Source organism: Brevibacillus sp. NSP2.1 (assembly GCF_000470975.2).
In the GTDB taxonomy this organism is placed as follows: Bacteria; Bacillota; Bacilli; order Brevibacillales; family Brevibacillaceae; genus Brevibacillus; species Brevibacillus agri.
The window spans coordinates 962,556-980,089 of the sequence record NZ_CP048274.1 but is presented as its reverse complement, the minus strand read 5'-3'; the positions used below and the strand labels follow the sequence as shown (position 1 = coordinate 980,089).

The window sequence follows — 17,534 nt, the reverse complement described above, 5'->3', positions numbered from 1 at the left end:
ACTCCCTAATCTCTCAATAAGCAACAGCCCCGGTCAGGATGGCGGTCGCTCACTTCATTTTATAATGATATGCTCTTCGTGAATACATGTAATTGAGAAGAATTATCAACAACATCGTGACAGAACCCGACAAATCCAACAGAACGTCGTTCACCATTCCTGTCCGATCCGGGGTAAACGTCTGATGCCACTCGTCCAAAACCGCCGCCAGCAAGCTGCAAAAGGCGCTCCAGGGCAATGCTACAGCAAATGCAAGACGGTGGGAAAACACGCGGTAAAAGCTGAACGCCAGCAGGGCAAACACGGTAAAATGCGTTCCTTTGCGGAGGAAAAACTCGATAAAGCCTGCGGCTCCCTTGTTCTCGACGCTGATTTCGCGTCCGGCATACGGAATGGTAATCCCTTCCATCCGTTCGTTCCAGCTTTTTTCATCTACGACTTTGGATATGGTTCCCCGCAAATCCTGTTTGTAGTATGGCTGGGAGGACGACAGGAACAAGCCCACCAAAATCGCAGTCAACAGCAAGTAATCCAACAGTTTTCGATAGCGGCGCACGCCTGGGTTCCCTCCCATACTCCGTTCTTCCCTCATCTTACCCGAGATCGCGCCAAAAGTCCTTGCCGAGCCTGTGAACAAATAAGAAACCTTTATCATCGCCTTCTCAAAGCTGAGCGACCGCGTTTCAGCGGAAGGTTGTTTCAGTCAAGAAAAAGACGCCAGCCGTTACGGCTTGGCGTCGTCTGTGCCTGTCGGGAGCGGCAAAAAGTCCTCCTGCGACAAAGCTTTTTTCGAATTGGCGGAGCTGTCCTGCTGTTCCTTGCGCAGCTCGTTTGCGAGCTGCTTTTGTCTGCGCTTTACTTCCCTCAAGTCGCGACGGCGAATCCGCTCGTTGTCCTGCCAGTCGCGAAGGCGTCGCACGAGCACGGGCAGCGACAAATCCGACTGGACGTTCTCGCGCCATTGGGCTGCGTGCTGCATGCCCGGCACGAGCACGAGGGTGACAAAAGAAGCGAACACGGTCCCGAACAACAAACTGCTGGCAAAAGAGGCAAACGACTCGCCGCCTGCCATCCACCTGCCGACAACGGGCAGGCAGGCGATGGCGACCGCAGCGGCCACACCCGCCTGAGCTGCCCACGCGCGTTTTGCCCCGACACGCACACCTTCCCAGATGCTCGGCTGCTCGTCATGGGCTGCCGACAGTTCGTCGAGGTGAAGCAAGGCCAGCGAGATGAGCAGGGCAGCCGCTGCCGCGATGCCGTAGAAGCCCATCACGTTCATCGGGTGATCCAGCAAAAGCAGCCCGAGCGTCACTCCCCCTGACAGGACGGGCAGCAGGATCAGGGCGAACCAGCCATCCCGCGTTCTACGCCGCAAGAGCAGGCTCGCCATCAGGACGACAGCGACCATCGCGATCATCACGATGAACCGGCCGCTCCAGTCTTTTTTGTCTGACTGCTCCTCGCTCAGCTTTTTCAGTTCATCCTCGTTGAGAATCGTATAGCCTTCCGGGACGTTGATCTTTTCTTGCATCGCCAGCGGCAGGTTGTACGCGAGGTTGTCAATCCACCTCGGGTCGGCGATGGCGCTGCTGACCTTGACCACGTACATGCCGTCCTGGCGCTCATACACTTGCGGCTGCCCGCCGCTGGACCAGTCGACCAGATCGGCCAGGCGAACAGGCCCTTGCTGGGTGCGGATGAGAATCTGCTTCACCTGCTCCGGGTGGTCCATCCACTTGTCCGGGAAGCGGGCGACTACGGAAACATTGCGCTCGTTTACGTGGATGCTTCCCGCCCGCTTTTCCCCCAGATAGCTTTCCAGTTGGCGCTTGATCTCCTCTTCGCTCAGATGATAGCGCGCGAGCATCTCCGCTTTCGGGCGAATGTCAATCAACGCGGTTTGCGGCTTCGGCCCGATCCGTTCATCGGTCACGATCTCCCGGCCGTCATTGTCGCGCCACCTCATTTGCTGCAAGTATTCGAGAATTTCCTTGGCAATATGGTTCGCCGTCTCCTGCGAAGGGCCCTTGACCGTAAATTCCAGACGCGTTTTCTGCTCCTCGTTGACGACCAGCGCGAACGGGTCCGTCTGCGGGATATCGCGCAGCTTTTTGTCCAGCTCTTTTTCCAGATCGAGAACGGAGCGGGTCCAATCCGCTTTGTCCGTCAGCTTCAGATGCATCGTCAACCGCTCGCGCGAAGCAACTGTGTACAGGTCAGCCACCTCTGCCAGGCCGCGCAGCCGTTCCTCGGCCGTCTGCGCCGCCTTGATCGCATCGTCTACGCTGCTTTCCTGAACCATCGGCAGCGACAACGTCTTGCCGTTTGGCTTCACGTCGCGAAACGGCTCCACCAGCACAAACGATTGCAAGAGCAAAACAAAGACGACGGACGATACGAGCGTAAGGCCAAATGGCAAGTAGCCTTGCTGCACCAGCCGCTCCCAGCGGGCAACGAGTGTGCGCGTCAACCGTCCTGGCGCGCGCGGACTGCTTTCGTCCGCTGGCGTCTCTCTTGCTGTCAGCCACGTTCCGGCCAGCACCGGAACGACCCAGCCGTACACGAGCGCAAGGCTCGCCGCGCCCAAAACGAGCACGGGCCAGGCGTCGAACAGGACGACCTTGTCTTCGGCTTTGAGCATATCCGTCATGACGACGGTGAACCAGGCGGCCGCCATGACGACAAGCGCGAGCAGCAGCGGCTTCATCACCGTCCAGGCGGTCTTCAGGCTGCCCGAGAACGAGTAGGCGCCAAGCCTGTCCAGACGGGAAAAAAAAGCAACGCCCGCAATCAGGTAAACAATCGTAAACACGAGCAGCGGACCCAGTGTGAAGAAGGTCAGTTTCAGCCCAAACAACCACATGCCGCCCAGCACGCCCCCCGCCGCCATGAACACTGCGAGCAGCGACAGAACAGCAGGGCCTGTGCGTTTCAAGGAAGCGAACAGGAAAAGCGCGCAGAGCAGCGCAGCCAATCCTGCGAGCAAAGCCAACTGCCCGGTCGCCGCCGAGATGGGCAAGGCGTGATCTTCGAACAGATCCAGCTCATACTTGCCAGCCGCCTCTTCGTTCAGCTCGGCCACCATGTTGGCTATTTCTTTGCGGATGGAAGGGATTTGTCCCACTTCCGCCGCGTAGACCGAGATTCCTACCGCCGGGGAGCCGCGATATACACTCACCTCTTCGCCTTTGCTGCCTCGCGTGTCGCGGATATCCGCCAGCAGCGAGAGCGGCACATATCCTTTGCCAGTCGCGATCAGTTGCTTGCCGAGCCCTTGTGGCCCTTCCGTTTGGCTCGTCCACGTAAAGGCGGTGCGATCCGCCGTCTTTCCGACTGTACCGATTTCTTCCCCGATCACGTCACTCGGAAGCTGGTTCAGCACATCCCTCGGAGTCAAGCCATACACGAGCAGCATGGAAGGGCGAAAAACGACCTCGATCTGCTCGCGAACCGGCTGGCCGTCCACTTCCACACGGGCAACCCCCGGCGTCTGGATCAGCTTTTCATAGACGGTATAGCGCGCAACATTGGACAGCGTCTGGACATCGCTGCCATGAAGCAGGTAAAACCCGACCAGGCTGTCTCCCAGCTTTTCCTGGCTGATGCTGTACTCCTGGACAGGCAGCGTCTTCGCGACCTGTGACAGCTTCTGTTCCAGACGTTCCTTGTAATCGGAGCCGAGGTTTTCCGCCGTCTGCACCGTAATCGTGCCCGCGCCGGGGCGAGAGTCGGTGGAAATCATCACAGCGCTGCCCATCGCGCGCACGGCTTCCTCGACTTTTCGCGTGACCGACGCTTCTACCTGATCCGCCGTCAGTCCTGGCGCGATGAGGTTGATGTTGTACTCCGGCAATCCCCGGTCGGAAAACGTCTGCACATCCATTCTGAACAAAGCGCTGATCGCAAACAGGCAGAGAAGCACAGCGATCAGGCGGGCGAGGGCAGGAGCTATTGACAGAAACGCTTTGTTATTCATCCGCCACCTTCACCGCCTCGCCGTCCACCACGTAGGAAAGACCCGATCCGACAATCTGATCGCCCGGCTCAAGCCCTTCCAGGACTTCGTAAAACGTACCGTGCAGCGCTCCTACTTTGACAGGTGTCTTTGCCACTGTGTTCTCGTTGATTTTCATGACGTAATACTCTTCTTCCGCAACGCCGATGCTTGCGACGGGCACGAGCACCCCTTGTTTCCCGGACAGCGCGTACTGGCAAGTGACCGTCATGCCGCCCTTCCAGTTCACCGCGCTGCCGTTGACCGTCACCTCGACCGGATACGCCCCTACATTTTGATCCATGGTCGGCGAGACAAACGTCACTTTGCCCTCGGCCTCGCTGCCGTCCGCCGCTTTTACGTGCACGGTCGCCCCGGTCTGCCAGTTGCCGATCTGCTCGCTGTCCACCTGCAGCTTGACAATCCAGGTGCTCGTATCGACCAGGCGAATGACTTCACTGCCAGGTCCGGTCTGCTGGGTGGCAACTTGCGAGATTTCGGCCACGACTCCGGAAAAAGGCGCTTTCAGCACGGCGTCGGCCGCCTCTTGCTTCGCGCGGCTGAGCTGGACGTTCGCCTGGCTCACCCCGACCTCTGCCTCTTCGACGTCCAGTCGATCCGCACCCTGCATCAGTTTGTTGTAGGCGACCTCTTCTTCCTCCAGGCTGAGCCTGGCCTGCTTTTGCGCCAGAGCCAGCCTGTCCAGCTCATCCTTGGAAATCGCGCCGTTGGCAAACAGTATGGTGGCTTGCGAATATTCCCGCTCGGCCTTCAAGGCCAGCTCCTTCGCCTTTTCCACTTGCAGCTTTTGCGTCTGCACCTCGTGGCTCTCCGGCCCGGACAGCGCCTTGCTGCGCCTGATCGCCGCGCTCGCGACTTGCCCGGAAGCGGCCTGAATCCCCGCCTGCAATCCCGACTGGTCCAGCGTCGCCAACGTCTGGCCCGCTTTCACGCTCGCCCCCTTCTGGACGAGAATGCTCGCGATTTTCCCAGAGGTGCCAAACGACAGCCCCAGCTCCTGGCGAGGCGTCACCACGCCGGGCACCTCCATCGTGCGCACGTTCTGGTTATCCTCTACCGTATAAGCATTTACCGTTTTTACCTTAATCACAGTCTCTTCTTCCATCCGCTTGAGCTGTCCGGTTCTTTCGTCCAGCTTTTCGCAGCCTGTCAAAAGCAGGGCAACAATCGTGAGGCTGATCCATTTTTTCATACTTTCACTCCTGCAACCTTCCATAATCCGCCCGCTTCATCCAGCAAACGCCTCGCTGAACAGCGGCAAGTCATCTGACTTGAATCAAGAAGAATAATCATTGACAAAATATATTTTACAGAAAATAAAAACAGTTGTATCACTTTTCTGTCATTTTTTATATTTTTTTATTATCGGGCGGATTCTCGTCACTTGTTTGTAACTCGTATCTTGTATGATGGAAGGGCGGAAATATTCAAGCAATTGTCCGATTGCTTGTTAGCGCTTACAAAAAGCCTTTACTCGCGTACAACGACATTTTTTCATGGTGGGAGTGATCGTCATGGCAAAAATTTACTCTTCTTATGCGGAGATCGTGGCAGATATTCACGATAGAGCTACCCTTTTGGTCGGCGGCTTCGGACTGGTCGGCATTCCGGAAAATCTCATTATCGCCCTGCGCGACAAAGCAGTGAAAAACCTCACTGTCGTCTCCAACAACTGCGGCGTGGATGATTGGGGCCTGGGCCTGCTCCTGCGCGAAAAGCAGATCAAAAAAATGGTCTCCTCCTACGTCGGGGAAAACAAGGAATTTGAACGCCAGTTCCTGTCTGGCGAACTGGAAGTCGAGCTGACGCCGCAAGGCACGCTGGCGGAAAGAATCCGCGCTGGCGGCGCTGGCATCCCTGCCTTCTACACGCCTGCGGGCGTCGGCACTCCGATTGCGGAAGGCCGCGAGACGCGCGTCTTCAACGGCAAGGAGTATTTGCTGGAGCATGCGATCACGGGCGACTTCGCGCTCATCAAGGCGTGGAAAGCCGACAAGATGGGCAATCTCGTCTTCCGCAAGACCGCGCAAAACTTCAATCCGATGATGGCCGCCGCCGGAAAAATCACGATTGTCGAGGTAGAAGAAATCGTGGAAACAGGCGAGCTGGACCCGGATCACATCCATACGCCAAGCGTGTACGTCCAGCGGCTGATTCAGGCGCCATCGTTTGAAAAACGGATTGAGCGGCGCACGGTCCGCTCCTAACCGACGACACGATCACATACAAAGGTCATTCAAGGGAGGAAACAGATATGTCGCTTACTCGTGAGCAAATTGCCACTCGGGCTGCCAAAGAAATCGAGGATGGCTTTTACGTGAATCTCGGAATCGGGATGCCTACACTCGTCGCCAACTACATCCCGGAAGGAAAAACCGTCGTGCTGCAATCGGAAAACGGCCTGCTCGGAATCGGCCCTTATCCGACCGAGGACGAACTCGATCCCGATCTGATTAACGCCGGAAAAGAAAACGTCACGGCGATTCCCGGCGCGGCTTACTTCTCCAGCGCCGAGTCGTTTGCGATGATTCGCGGCGGGCACATCGACCTGGCCATTCTTGGAGCCATGGAAGTTTCTGCCGAGGGCGATCTGGCGAACTGGATGATTCCCGGCAAGATGGTCAAAGGGATGGGCGGAGCGATGGACCTCGTGCACGGCGCGAAAAAAATCGTCGTCATCATGGACCACGTCAACAAACATGGCGAAACGAAAATTTTGAACAAGTGCGCTCTCCCGCTCACTGGCAAAAAAGTAGTCAACCGGATCATCACGGACAGAGCCGTTCTCGATGTGACACCGGACGGCCTGCTTTTGGTCGAAGTCGCGGAAGGCTATACGCCAGAAGACATCCAGGCGTGCACAGAACCGAAGCTACTCATTTCGCCAGAGCTGAAAACGATTGGCCTGTAACCTTTTGACCAGCCCTACACCTGACAGCTTCATTCCTGCTCGCCGCTTTCACAAAATCGGCCTCATCCTACCGGGATGGGGCCTTTTTGCTTTCACTCGCAAGCTGCACCCGCGCAGTCGCTTCTCGCCCGCATTCGGTATATAATACGTACACAAAGCAAATTCCCAACATTTGAGAGGAAGAGATTACGATGTCAGGAACAGTCGGTTGTCTGCTCATCCACGGATTCGCCGGAGACATCAACGACGTTTTGCCTCTCGCCAAAGCGCTGCGCGAGGCTGGCTACCAGGTCGAGTGTCCCACTCTGGAAGGGCACGGGACGACTCGCCGCCAAATGGCCCGAAGCACCCGCAAAGACTGGCTGCGCTCTGCGGAGGAAGGCTACAAACGCCTCTCCATGCGCGCAGACACGATCGTCATTATCGGGTTTTCCATGGGCGGCCTGCTCGCCTTTCATCTGACGACCCGCTACCCTGTCGAGCTGCTGATTACGATCAATACGCCGTACAAGTACTGGGACGTAAAGGAAGCCATACACTACTTGCGCGAGGACTTCCCTACCCATTCGCGCCGCTACGTAAGAAGCATCGGCAGAATCCCTGTCAGCAGCATGCTGGAGTTTCGCCGACTTTTGTCGGAAACGAAGCCGCTCCTGGGCCAGATCAAGACCCCGTACCTTTTGCTGCAGGCAAAGCGGGACGACACGGTGCATGCCATCAGCGCACAGCTTCTCGCCAAAAGCGTAGACGAATCCGCCTCGCCGCAAATCACCTGGTACGAGCACTCCAATCACATGCTGCTGCACGGCCCGGACAAGGAAGCGGCCATCGCTCGCGTCCTCGCTGCGCTCAAGGAGCGCTTTCCAGACTCTCCCGTCTCTGTCTGACGCTCCACGCCGCAGCTATAAGCAGAAGCGCTGCGGCAAGCCCGACGTACATGACGGACAGCCCGGCATGCTCATCAAGCCAAAAGGCGAATAGCGGTCCCAAGGCTGCTCCCAGGTCTGTGATGACGGAATAAAACGTCATTACCGCTGTGCTGTTCGCATGCCTGGCTGCTTCATCTGCCGCGAGCGTGTCCATCACCGTGGTGATGATCGTCGCGGTCAACTGGATGCCGAGCAGCACCGCAAACCACGCGCCAAGCGGCACCCCCGCCTGAATGAGCGCAAACAGCAGCGCGCCTGCAAAAAGGGTGGCGGCAAACATTTTCCTTCTGCCGTACCGATCCGCCAGCCTGCCGACAACAGGCGCGGCCCACGGCTCCCAGCACCAGCGCAGCCCTTGCACCAGGCTTGCGAGCACGGCAGCTCCCAGCACGATGCCCCCGAGCGTGAGAAACGGTGTCCGCTGCTCTACCAGCCTGCTCAGCGTGGACGCAAACATCCCTTGATAAACCATGGTGACGATAAGCGCGGTCAGCATGGTCTTTTGCATGGCCGCCTGCCGCCATAGCCTCAGCCTGCGCGACTCCCCGCCTTCCTCTACGGCTGCCGCCGTCCGGTTGGTAAAGCCCGGGCGAATGTAGAGAAAGACGAGCAACAGCGCAAACAGCGAGCAGCAGGCGAGCAGAAGCGAAGCCGGCAGCAAGCCGTACCAGGAGGCGAACAGCGCCCCCGCGAGCATTCCCCCCAGGCTGCCGAGACGGTACAGGCCGTTGTACAGCCCCATCAACTGCCCGCGGTTATGTTCGTCTGCGACAGCCACAATCAAGGAATACGCCCCCAGCCGCAAAAACGTCCAGGCGACGCCCCACAAAGAGCGCATCAAAAGCCACAGCCAAAAACCTTGGAAGCCGTACGACAGCGTCGTCACAAAAGCAAGCACCACTGCGAGAACCAGTCCGGCGCGCCCTCCCGTCCGCTCGTACCACTTCCCGACGAGCGGCCCGAGCGGAACCCGGACGAAGCGATTGATCGACAACAGCACGCCCACTTCCCACAGCGAACCAAGCCCGGCCTCCTGCCAATAGAGCGGCAACACCACATACAACATCGAATCTCCGAGCATGCACAGCGCCGTCACCAATGCAACCGCGACGACCTGCGTTTTCCCGCTGATTTCTCTCATCTCTTTTTGCTCCTTTACTTCCCGTCGTCCTATGGATTACCATACAAGGAATCATTCATCGGATCTAATACATATTGTTGCGTAATTCATAAACAACAGTTATGAATGGAGGAGCAAAATGAACCTGCATGCCTTGCGAATTTTTGTGGAGGTAGCCTTGCGCCAAAGCGTGACCGAAGCCGCCGCTGCCCTCGCAATCAGCCAGCCGGCGGTCAGCGCGCAAATCCGCAAGCTGGAAAACGAGCTGGGCGTTGCGCTCGTCGCCCCTCGCGGCCGGGGAATTGCCTTGACCGACGAAGGCCGCTTCCTGTTGGAAAAAGCCCGCCGCATTTACGACTGGGAGCGCGAGATCGAGTGGCAGCTCGCAGAAATCAAACAGGGCAAAAAGGGCAAACTGCGCATCGCTTCCACCTACCTGCCCTCCCACTATCTGGTGCCCAAGTGGCTCGCCGCATTCAAGCGGCAGTACGAACAGGTCGATGTGGAAATCCGCACCCGCAACTCCGCCCAGTCTATCGAGCTTTTGCTCGGCGGGCAGGTCGATCTGGCCATCATCATCAAGGAATCGTGGGACGAGCTGCCCGTCCGGCGCGTACACATGACCGATGTGCTTTACTGGTTCATCCTGCCTGCCGATCACCCGTATGCGGGCAAAGAGGTGAGCATGGAGCAGCTTGTGCAGGAGCCGTTTTTGCTGCGGGAGCAAGGCAGCTCGACGCGGGAATGGCTGTTTTCCCTCTGCCGCGAGCACGGCGTCAAGCGCCCGCGCGTCGGGCTGCAATACCACGGGCTGGTCGAGTCGATCCAATCTGTACGCGCAGGGTACGGAACGATGCTTGCCCCTGCGCTGGCCGTCAAGGAAATGGTCGATCGCAACGAAATCGGGCGCGTGACCGTCCCCGGCGTGGAGATCAAGCGCCCTGTCTACATCTGCACGCGCGAGGAGGAAGTCAGCCATCGCCCGGTGGTGGAGCGGTTTTTGGGGATGGTTTTGGGGACTGCCGCTCCAGATAAAAAAGCTGATCCATAGTAGTTAATGGACCAGCTTTTGCTCCAGAAAGCCAGTCAAAACCGACTTCCTGGACAGATCGGTAATATTCACTGAATACTCGATAAGTTAATCTTTCTTATTGGTTATTTTGTTCTTTAATGTTTCGACTGATGAGTTGATTTTTTTTAGTGTGTTTAAAATACTTAACAAAATAACGAACAGAATAATAAATGCAACAGTAAAATTTAAATCCAAGAGAATTCCTCCCTATATATATTAAGTTTTTCTCATTCATTCTCGCTATTTCACCGTTTCTCAATTTCTGACTGGAACGATAACGAACTCAAATTTGCCATTATGTTCCGTGGCACCGTGATATTCACCTCGCCGTATTCGCTCGTTACCGTCTTCTCGGTCTTCCTGTTGCGACTGCATCATGCTTTTCATAGTTGAATTCCGTGTTGAGTTCCGTTTCTAGCAACGACTGCAGAGTTTCCGCAAACAGCTTTTTCAGTGTATAGGTGTCCGTTAGTTACGCAACTTGCGGACACCTCGCACCGTACCAAGAGGGCTCTTTTTCTTTCAAATTCCAAATTATTTACTAATGGAATGGTCCTAAAAATCTTTAATTTATTTCAAGTTCACTTAACTCGAAAAAACAGCAAGATGACCTTGTTCACTTGAATCAGATCCTGCTTTTTGAAGAGACCAACCCGAATACCCCCGACTTTCTTGATCTGTCGGACCTCCCGCATCCCATGTTAGAAAAGCTTATCCAAACGCTTCTTTTAGACAGATATGTATGGATTACAATCAATGAAGAGAAAGGAATAACGACTTATCCCATTTACCTTTTGCACCTTTATCGCGAAAAAACCTTTGGATGATTGAAGGCTATAGTTAAGTATCCAAATATCACCATTATTATGAACTCGATAAAATTTTGAATAACGACTGGAATTTCTAAAAAAACTGAATACAAACCCAATCAAAAAGCCTAGGAAGATTGATATTGTTTTTTCCAAAAATCGGCACCCCTTTTTCTTTTTGAAGGGCGTGTATATTATACCACTAATTACCAGTAAAGCAAAAATATCTCGTACACCGTTCTTTTAACCGAATTTACAAAGGGACCAGCAAATGTAACTCAAACGCACTTTCCATTAGTTAGTCGCCATGCATGGCGCACAAAAAAAGCTTCCCTCCCCGGGGAAGCTTTTTCCTGCTTGGCCAAACCACATACAAGAAGCCATTTTGCCCTCTATCATGTTTACGGAAACACAATCGTCTTGTTGCCGTACACGAGCACGCGGTCTTCCAGATGCCAGCGGACGGCGCGCGCCAGCACGGTGCGCTCCACCTGGCGTCCGAGCTGCTTCAACGCTTCGACATCCTCCTGATGCGAGACGCGCTGCACGTCCTGCTCGATGATCGGACCTGCGTCCAGCTCCTCGGTGACGTAGTGCGCGGTCGCCCCGATCAGCTTCACGCCGCGGCGATACGCCTGCTCGTAAGGCTTGGCACCCACGAAGGCAGGGAGGAACGAATGGTGGATGTTGATGATCCGCATCGCGTAGTCCGTAAGAAAGCGCGGGGACAAAATCTGCATGTAGCGCGCCAGGACGATCAGGTCGACGCCCGCTGCCGCTTCCAGTTGTTCTTGTTCCGCCTGCGGCTTGTTTTCCTTCGTCACCGGAATGCAGCGGTACGGGATGCCAAACGACTCCACCGTCTCCTGCATGTCCGGATGGTTGCTGACCACAACGGATATATCCGCGTGCAGTTCGCCGGACTTCCAGCGCCACAGCAGCTCCAACAGACAGTGGTCTTCCTTCGAAACAAACAAGGCAACCTTTTTGCGCTTGTTCGCTTCGACCAGGGACCAGTCCATGCCGAAGCTGTCGGCTACCTGACCGAACTCCGCCTTGATCGCCTCGAAGCGCTCTTGCAGGTTGACCAGATCAAATTCAATCCGCATGAAAAAGCGGCCTGTCTCCGGGTCAGTCGTGTACTGGTCAGACTGGACGATGTTTGCGCCCTGCTGAAACAAAAAATTCGAGACCGCCGCCACGATCCCCGCACGGTCCGGGCAGGAAATCAGCATGCGCGCGCGGTCTTTGTTTTTTTCCCGATACGCGAGCCATTCTCTCTCTGATAACAAATGCATGGTTTCTCTCCTCCAAAAGCAAACAGCAAAAAGTTGTTTGCAATTATACCATTCCTCGGCGGATTTTCTAGAGGCAATTTGAGAGAAAACGCTTGCTTATCGATAAAAAATCATTTTCCAATCCCGTTCAGCAAAATATCGACGGTCATAGCAATTTGCTCTTCATCGCTGTAGGCTGCATAATCGTCCTCGTCCAGCACCTGGCGAAACAGCACCAGGCCGATCATCGCAGACAGCACGACGCGAAAGACCGCCTGGCTCGGCAGCGGACGCAGCTCGCCCTCAGCCACTTTTGCTTCGATCAGCTTTTGCGCCATCAGTTTGGCATCCTTAAAGACAGTCGCGATCAGCGCTTCCCGAATCTCGTCGTGGAAAAACGCCTCCTGGAGCAAGATGCGAATGTGCTTTTCGTTGGCGACGACCAGGTTCAGGCGATTCCGGTACAGCTCCGTGACGATTTCGCCAAACGGCTTTTGCGCCTGCTCCTTGAAGATCTCGCGCACGTCCTTCAGGATGAACGGCGCCGCGAATTTCACCAGCACGGGTGCCACGACGGCAAGCAAAATGTCTTTTTTCGATTTGTAATGGCGGAAAATCGTCCCTTCAGCCACTCCCGCCTCTTTGGCGATTTCCGAGGTAGAGCTGGCATGGAAGCCTTTTTCCGCGAACAGCTTGACGGAGGCCCGCAAAATATTGCGCTGCTTTTCCGTCATCTCGCTCTCGTCTTTCAGCTCTTCCACATATTGCAACAGGCCCTCTTCAAACGACGGCGGCTTGTTCATACGACGTTTACGCTCCTCTATTCGATCTTTTTGCGGAATCTGCCGATGGCAACGGCCAAAATGACCAGGCTGAATGCGCCCATCCCGACGATCTCTTTCCAGAGTGCCTCGGCGCCTACGCCTTTCAAAAAGATTCCCCGCAAAATTTCCAGAAAATAGGTCAACGGGACAAGCCCGCCTAACCATTGTATCACGACCGGCATCGAATCGCGCGGGAACATGAACCCGGACAAAAGCACGCTGGGCAGGATGAGCGCGAAGGCCATCTGCATCGCCTGAAGCTGCGTCTTCGCTACGGTCGAGATCAAAATTCCCAGCAGCAGCGTGGTCACGAGAAACAGGACGGACAAGGCGACCAACAGGCCGATGCTGCCTTTGACCGGAACCCCGAACCAGGCAGTCCCAACGAAGAGCACGAGGCAAAACGAAAACAGCCCGACGCCGACATACGGCGTAATTTTGCCAAGCATCAGCTCCAGCGGGCGAATCGGCGTCACGACGAGTTGCTCCATCGTGCCCCGTTCTTTTTCACGGACGAGCGAAAAGGCGGTCAAAATCATCGTGACGTTTTGCATAATCAGCCCGATCAGGCCAGGGATATTGAAGACGATGCTCTCCATATTCGGATTGAACAGCACGCGCGTCTCCAGCGCAAGCGGCAGCGTCAGCTCGCCCATTCCCTGCTTTTCCAGCTTCTTTTCCTGCAAGCTGATCGCCTGGTGCTGCACGATCAGTTGGGCGTTGGACACAGCCGTGCGCGCGATGTTCGGATCGGAGCCGTTGACGAGAAGCTGAATATGCGCTGGCTCGCCGCGGTCTTTTTGGCGCGTGTAGTCCGGCCCGATCACCAGCCCGACATCTGCCGTTCCCTCGTCCAGCATCGCCTCCAGCTCCCGGTAGCCGCCGACGCTCGCTGTCGCCTGAAAAATTTTCGTGTGCACGAACTGATCGACCAGCTCCCGGCTTGCGGCTGACGGACTCTGGTTCCAGACCGCCATGCGGATGTCGTTCACATCCGTGTTGACGGCGTATCCGAACAAAAACAAAAGCATCAGCGGCATGACGAGCGCAATCGCCAGGCTGGGCCGATCGCGTTTGATCTGGATCACTTCCTTTTTGACGACGGACCAGTAGCGCCCCCAGACAAACCGTCTCATCGCGCTCCCCCCTCCGCTACCTGCCGCGCTTCTTCGCGCCGCACCAGCTCGATGAACACGTCCTCCAGATTGTCCGCGCCCATCTGCTCGATCAATTCCTGCGGGGTTCCTTCCGCAAGCAGGTTGCCGAAAAAAATGAACCCGATCCAGTCGCACGTCTGGGCCTCATCCATGTAGTGCGTAGTCACCAGCACGGTAATTCCTTGCTCAGCCAGCTCGTGAATTACTTCCCAGAAAATGCGCCGCGACACCGGGTCGACTCCGGCCGTCGGTTCGTCGAGAATCAGCAGCTCCGGCTTGTGCAAAAGGGCGCAGGACAAGGCGAGACGCTGCTTCCAGCCGCCGGACAGTGAGCCTGCGAGCTGCTTCTCCCGGCCTGTCAGCCCTGCCATTTCGATCAGCTCCGCCTTTCTTTTCCGCCGCTCTGCTGCGCCAAGCTGGTAGACGCCCGCGTAAAAATCGAGGTTTTCTTCCACTGTCAAATCTTCATACAGGCTGAACTTTTGCGACATGTAGCCGATGCGTTGCTTGATCTCTTCGCTCTGTGTCATGACGTCATAGCCGAGCACCGTTCCGCTGCCCGTCGTCGGCGTCATCAGCCCGCACAGCATGCGAATCGTCGTCGATTTTCCCGAGCCGTTCGGGCCGAGGAAGCCGTAAATCGAGCCTTTGGGCACCGTCAAGGTCAGGCTGTTGACGGCGACCCGCTCCCCGAAGCGCTTGGTCAGTTGCTGGCACGTAATGGCGGCGGCGCTCATCGGCCTCCCTCCCCGTCTGGCAGCAGCACATCGGCAGGCATGCCCGGCTTGAGTTTGTCCTGGCCTTTGGCGACGTCAATCGTGACGGCAAACACAAGCTTGGTCCGCTCGTCTTGCGTCTGCACATTGCGCGGCGTAAACTCCGCTTTGTCCGCGATGCGGCTGATCGTGCCCGTAAACGTCTCATCCGGGTACGCATCGACCTTGATGCCGACCTCCTGCCCTTTTTGCACACGGTTCAACTGCGCTTCCGGGATGTACACCACGAGCTTGAGCTGGTCTGCCTTCATCATCGTAAACAACGTAGCCCCCGGTTTGGCGACCTCTCCCTGCTCGATGGAGGAGCGCAGCAAAACGCCGTCTTCTGCGGCGACAATCCGCGTCTTTTCAAGCTGCAGCATCGCCTGGTCGAGCCTCGCCTGCGCCTGTTCCTCCGCTGCCAGCAGTGCCCGGATGGCGTAGTCCGTACTGCCTGCCCGCACCAGATCAAGCTCTGCTTGCGCTCCTTGCTGCTGGGCTTTTGCTGTGCCGACCTGGGCAGCCGCCGCTGCCGCGTCCTCCTGGGCGGAACGGTACGCCGCCTTGGCCTGCGCCACCTGTGCTGTCCACTGGTTCAACTGGGTAGTCGCCTGGCTGACCGCCTCTTTTTGCGTATCCAGATCCTTTTGCGAGATCGCTCCTTTTTCATACAAGGCCGTCGCCTCTTGCAGCCGCTTTTGCTGGTAGCGCAGCGTCTCCTCCGCTCCTGCGCGCTGCGATTCGGCCTGCGCCAGTTGCTCCTGCGCCCGGGCAATTCCGGCCTCTGCCTGGCTTTTTCTCGCCTGCGCCAAACGGATGCTGGCATTCGCCTGCTGAACGGCGGCCACTCCCTTCTGAATCGTCTGGTCGCGCGAGCCTGCCTTCGCTTCCTCCAGCCTGGCCCTCGCCTGCTCCCATGCGGCCTTGGCCTCCGCCACGCTGATCTGGTAGCTGCGCGGGTCGATTTCCGCCAGCACCTCGCCTTTTTTCACCTCGCTACCTTCCTCGGCGATCACCTTCGTCACCAGCCCGCCTACCTCGGCCACGATCGGCCATTCATCCGCCTCGATTGTCCCCGACAGTGGCTGCTGCTTTTCCCCGAGCAGGCCGCAGCCTGACAGAGCGAGAATCAGGCTGCCGATACTTACAGCGCGCAAGACACGTTTCATGCAGAACCTCTCCCATCTGTAATGAGTGAGTAATCACTTTATTTTTACGGCCAAAAAACGGGCAGTTTGCCCTCTTTGTGCAGATCATGATGCACGTCGCCGGATGAACTTCACGAAAAGCGAGTGATTACTCACTTCTTACTGTGAGTATATGCCCCCTGCGCCTAACTTGCAATTTTTATTTTGTGAACACGCGTCAACAGCCAAAAACGCTCCCGCCAGAACCAGGGATTCATCCCCAGTCCGACCGGAGCGTTTTTGGCTGGCGGAGGTTTTTTGGTAGTGGAGCGTTCTTTGTTGCTGCAGTGCCGGGACCTGGGATGCCACTCGACGAGCGCATCCGTCAGCGGCTTTCGCTGGCTTTCGGCGGCGTTCCGCGGGCTGCTCTCCCCCCATTACGCCAACTGGGACTGGGCAGCAAGCGCGTAATGGCTTTTCGTGTACACATACCCTTCCAAAATCATCCGTGCCGTGCGCACGACTTTGATTGCGCTGATGTGGCCCGCGACAAATTCCGCCTTCGTTTCGATGATGCCGCCGGGATGCGCGAGCCGCAGCACCTCCCGCTTGATGTCGATCAGCTCGGAGAGGACGGTGTCAGGCAGAAAAGCGGCCGCCGTGGTGCAGATCGCTCCCGTGATCGCCAGCGCCTGGTGCGGCTTTTGCATCGACATCATGCGAATGGCGAGATCCATGTCCGCCGCTTTGCGATAAGTGCCAGTCAGATCGGTTTGAGACTCCCACGGCTAAAGCCGCAAGCCTTCCAGCTTGCGGTGTACGGGTGGGATTCTTGAATGACTAAGCGTTCGCAGTCCATTTCTGGGAATGTAAATTTTTTTGTGTAAATGGGTTTTTAACAGGCGGATGGTTACGTGGGCGGCTTTACATGGAGGGGCGGGCATGATAGGCTCGTTTGCCATGCGATAGTCCCCTACAGGCGGCAGCATTTTTTGCAAAGCCCGCCCCGGAAGCAGCGGACCTTCCTTCAAAATGACCGCGCCAACCTGCTCCTTCTCCCCCAGCCCGGCGTCAATGCCAATGATGAGCGGCTGCCGAAACTGTCGCTTGATCGCCTTCAAGGTCGGCTCCAGATTGAAGGCATGAACCGGCTCCTCCAGCGTTCCGTAAACGCGGTGGGTGACGCCCGCCTCCAGCAGCATCGTTCCAACCAATGGCCCGAGCGCATCGCCAATCGAGCGGTCCGACCCGATGCACAAAAAGACGACCTCTCTTTGTTCCCGGCTCGCCTGCTGGATGAGCGTGTCCAGAAATGCCGCCATCGCGGCGGTTTCCTGCCGGATGGTTCGTTCGTTGTCATGGATAGTCAACAGGACGCTTGCTGTTGCTTTTGCGTCTGTTTCTTCTTTACGGCTGCCGAAAAATCCCATGTCCATCCTCTTTTCTTTCACGAGCCTAGGCGCAGACTGGTTCGGAGCTGAAAAGCCCCCGGCCAAAACGGCTGGCCAGGGTTTTCGTCAGTTGCTGCGCACGTG

Annotated in this window: 15 protein-coding genes and 2 pseudogenes; 5 read left to right on the top strand and 12 right to left on the bottom strand. The window is 56.6% G+C overall.

Annotated features, from left to right (window positions below):
- Positions 1 to 49: 49 nt before the first annotated feature.
- The 3 genes from M655_RS04735 to M655_RS04725 all read right to left on the bottom strand — a co-directional run bounded on the left by M655_RS04735 (position 50) and on the right by M655_RS04725 (position 5,210).
- On the bottom strand, positions 50 to 574 hold the full coding sequence (locus tag M655_RS04735) for a VanZ family protein (protein WP_206699243.1): 525 nt from the start codon (positions 572 to 574) through the stop codon (positions 50 to 52).
- Positions 575 to 724: 150 nt separating this feature from the next.
- A complete protein-coding gene (locus tag M655_RS04730) occupies positions 725 to 3,979 on the bottom strand; it encodes an efflux RND transporter permease subunit (RefSeq protein WP_026557993.1) in 3,255 nt (1,084 codons plus the stop codon).
- Positions 3,972 to 5,210, bottom strand: a complete 1,239-nt coding sequence (locus M655_RS04725; RefSeq protein ID WP_026557994.1) for an efflux RND transporter periplasmic adaptor subunit — start codon at positions 5,208 to 5,210, stop codon at positions 3,972 to 3,974. Before M655_RS04725 ends, M655_RS04730 begins: the two co-directional genes overlap by 8 nt.
- 322 nt (positions 5,211 to 5,532) lie before the next feature.
- Between M655_RS04725 and M655_RS04720 the strand changes: the two genes are divergently transcribed.
- The 3 genes from M655_RS04720 to M655_RS04710 all read left to right on the top strand — a co-directional run bounded on the left by M655_RS04720 (position 5,533) and on the right by M655_RS04710 (position 7,816).
- Complete coding sequence (locus M655_RS04720; protein WP_026557995.1) at positions 5,533 to 6,225, top strand: CoA transferase subunit A; 693 nt, start codon at positions 5,533 to 5,535, stop codon at positions 6,223 to 6,225.
- Between the two features lie 47 nt (positions 6,226 to 6,272).
- Positions 6,273 to 6,929 carry a CoA transferase subunit B gene (locus M655_RS04715; RefSeq protein ID WP_026557996.1) on the top strand — a complete coding sequence of 219 codons (657 nt, stop codon included), beginning with the start codon at positions 6,273 to 6,275 and terminating at the stop codon, positions 6,927 to 6,929.
- Between the two features lie 191 nt (positions 6,930 to 7,120).
- A complete protein-coding gene (locus M655_RS04710) occupies positions 7,121 to 7,816 on the top strand; it encodes an alpha/beta hydrolase (protein WP_005835683.1) in 696 nt (231 codons plus the stop codon).
- Here M655_RS04710 and M655_RS04705 read toward each other — a convergent pair.
- Positions 7,779 to 8,999, bottom strand: coding sequence for an MFS transporter (locus M655_RS04705; RefSeq protein ID WP_007784462.1), 1,221 nt, complete (start codon positions 8,997 to 8,999; stop codon positions 7,779 to 7,781). The two genes, M655_RS04710 and M655_RS04705, sit on opposite strands and share 38 nt — an antisense overlap.
- A 118-nt stretch (positions 9,000 to 9,117) precedes the next feature.
- Between M655_RS04705 and M655_RS04700 the strand changes: the two genes are divergently transcribed.
- Positions 9,118 to 10,029 (top strand): LysR family transcriptional regulator, encoded by a 912-nt coding sequence (locus M655_RS04700; RefSeq protein ID WP_026557997.1) that lies wholly within the window; start codon positions 9,118 to 9,120, stop codon positions 10,027 to 10,029.
- Positions 10,030 to 10,349: 320 nt separating this feature from the next.
- Here M655_RS04700 and M655_RS28260 read toward each other — a convergent pair.
- Positions 10,350 to 10,507 (bottom strand): annotated as a pseudogene (locus M655_RS28260) (IS256 family transposase); the annotation flags it as partial.
- Positions 10,508 to 10,634: 127 nt separating this feature from the next.
- Here M655_RS28260 and M655_RS04695 point away from each other — a divergent pair.
- A pseudogene (locus M655_RS04695) lies at positions 10,635 to 10,868 on the top strand (helix-turn-helix transcriptional regulator); the annotation flags it as partial.
- Between the two features lie 392 nt (positions 10,869 to 11,260).
- On the opposite strand, the gene purU reads toward M655_RS04695, so the two are convergent.
- The 7 genes from purU to yyaC all read right to left on the bottom strand — a co-directional run bounded on the left by purU (position 11,261) and on the right by yyaC (position 17,429).
- Positions 11,261 to 12,157 carry a formyltetrahydrofolate deformylase gene (purU, locus tag M655_RS04690; protein ID WP_007784458.1) on the bottom strand — a complete coding sequence of 299 codons (897 nt, stop codon included), beginning with the start codon at positions 12,155 to 12,157 and terminating at the stop codon, positions 11,261 to 11,263.
- Between the two features lie 110 nt (positions 12,158 to 12,267).
- Complete coding sequence (locus M655_RS04685; protein ID WP_005836380.1) at positions 12,268 to 12,939, bottom strand: TetR/AcrR family transcriptional regulator; 672 nt, start codon at positions 12,937 to 12,939, stop codon at positions 12,268 to 12,270.
- A gap of 17 nt (positions 12,940 to 12,956) precedes the next feature.
- Complete coding sequence (locus tag M655_RS04680) at positions 12,957 to 14,096, bottom strand: ABC transporter permease (protein WP_025848358.1); 1,140 nt, start codon at positions 14,094 to 14,096, stop codon at positions 12,957 to 12,959.
- Positions 14,093 to 14,854: an ABC transporter ATP-binding protein gene (locus M655_RS04675; protein WP_025848357.1), complete on the bottom strand. Its 762-nt coding sequence runs from the start codon at positions 14,852 to 14,854 to the stop codon at positions 14,093 to 14,095. Before M655_RS04675 ends, M655_RS04680 begins: the two co-directional genes overlap by 4 nt.
- Entirely contained in the window at positions 14,851 to 16,041 is a 1,191-nt protein-coding gene (locus M655_RS04670) for an HlyD family secretion protein (protein WP_026557998.1), read from the bottom strand. Before M655_RS04670 ends, M655_RS04675 begins: the two co-directional genes overlap by 4 nt.
- A 395-nt stretch (positions 16,042 to 16,436) precedes the next feature.
- Positions 16,437 to 16,736 carry a PrpF domain-containing protein gene (locus tag M655_RS04665; RefSeq protein WP_007787556.1) on the bottom strand — a complete coding sequence of 100 codons (300 nt, stop codon included), beginning with the start codon at positions 16,734 to 16,736 and terminating at the stop codon, positions 16,437 to 16,439.
- 51 nt (positions 16,737 to 16,787) lie between these two features.
- A complete protein-coding gene (yyaC, locus tag M655_RS04660; RefSeq protein ID WP_051353947.1) occupies positions 16,788 to 17,429 on the bottom strand; it encodes a spore protease YyaC in 642 nt (213 codons plus the stop codon).
- Positions 17,430 to 17,534 lie beyond the last annotated feature (105 nt).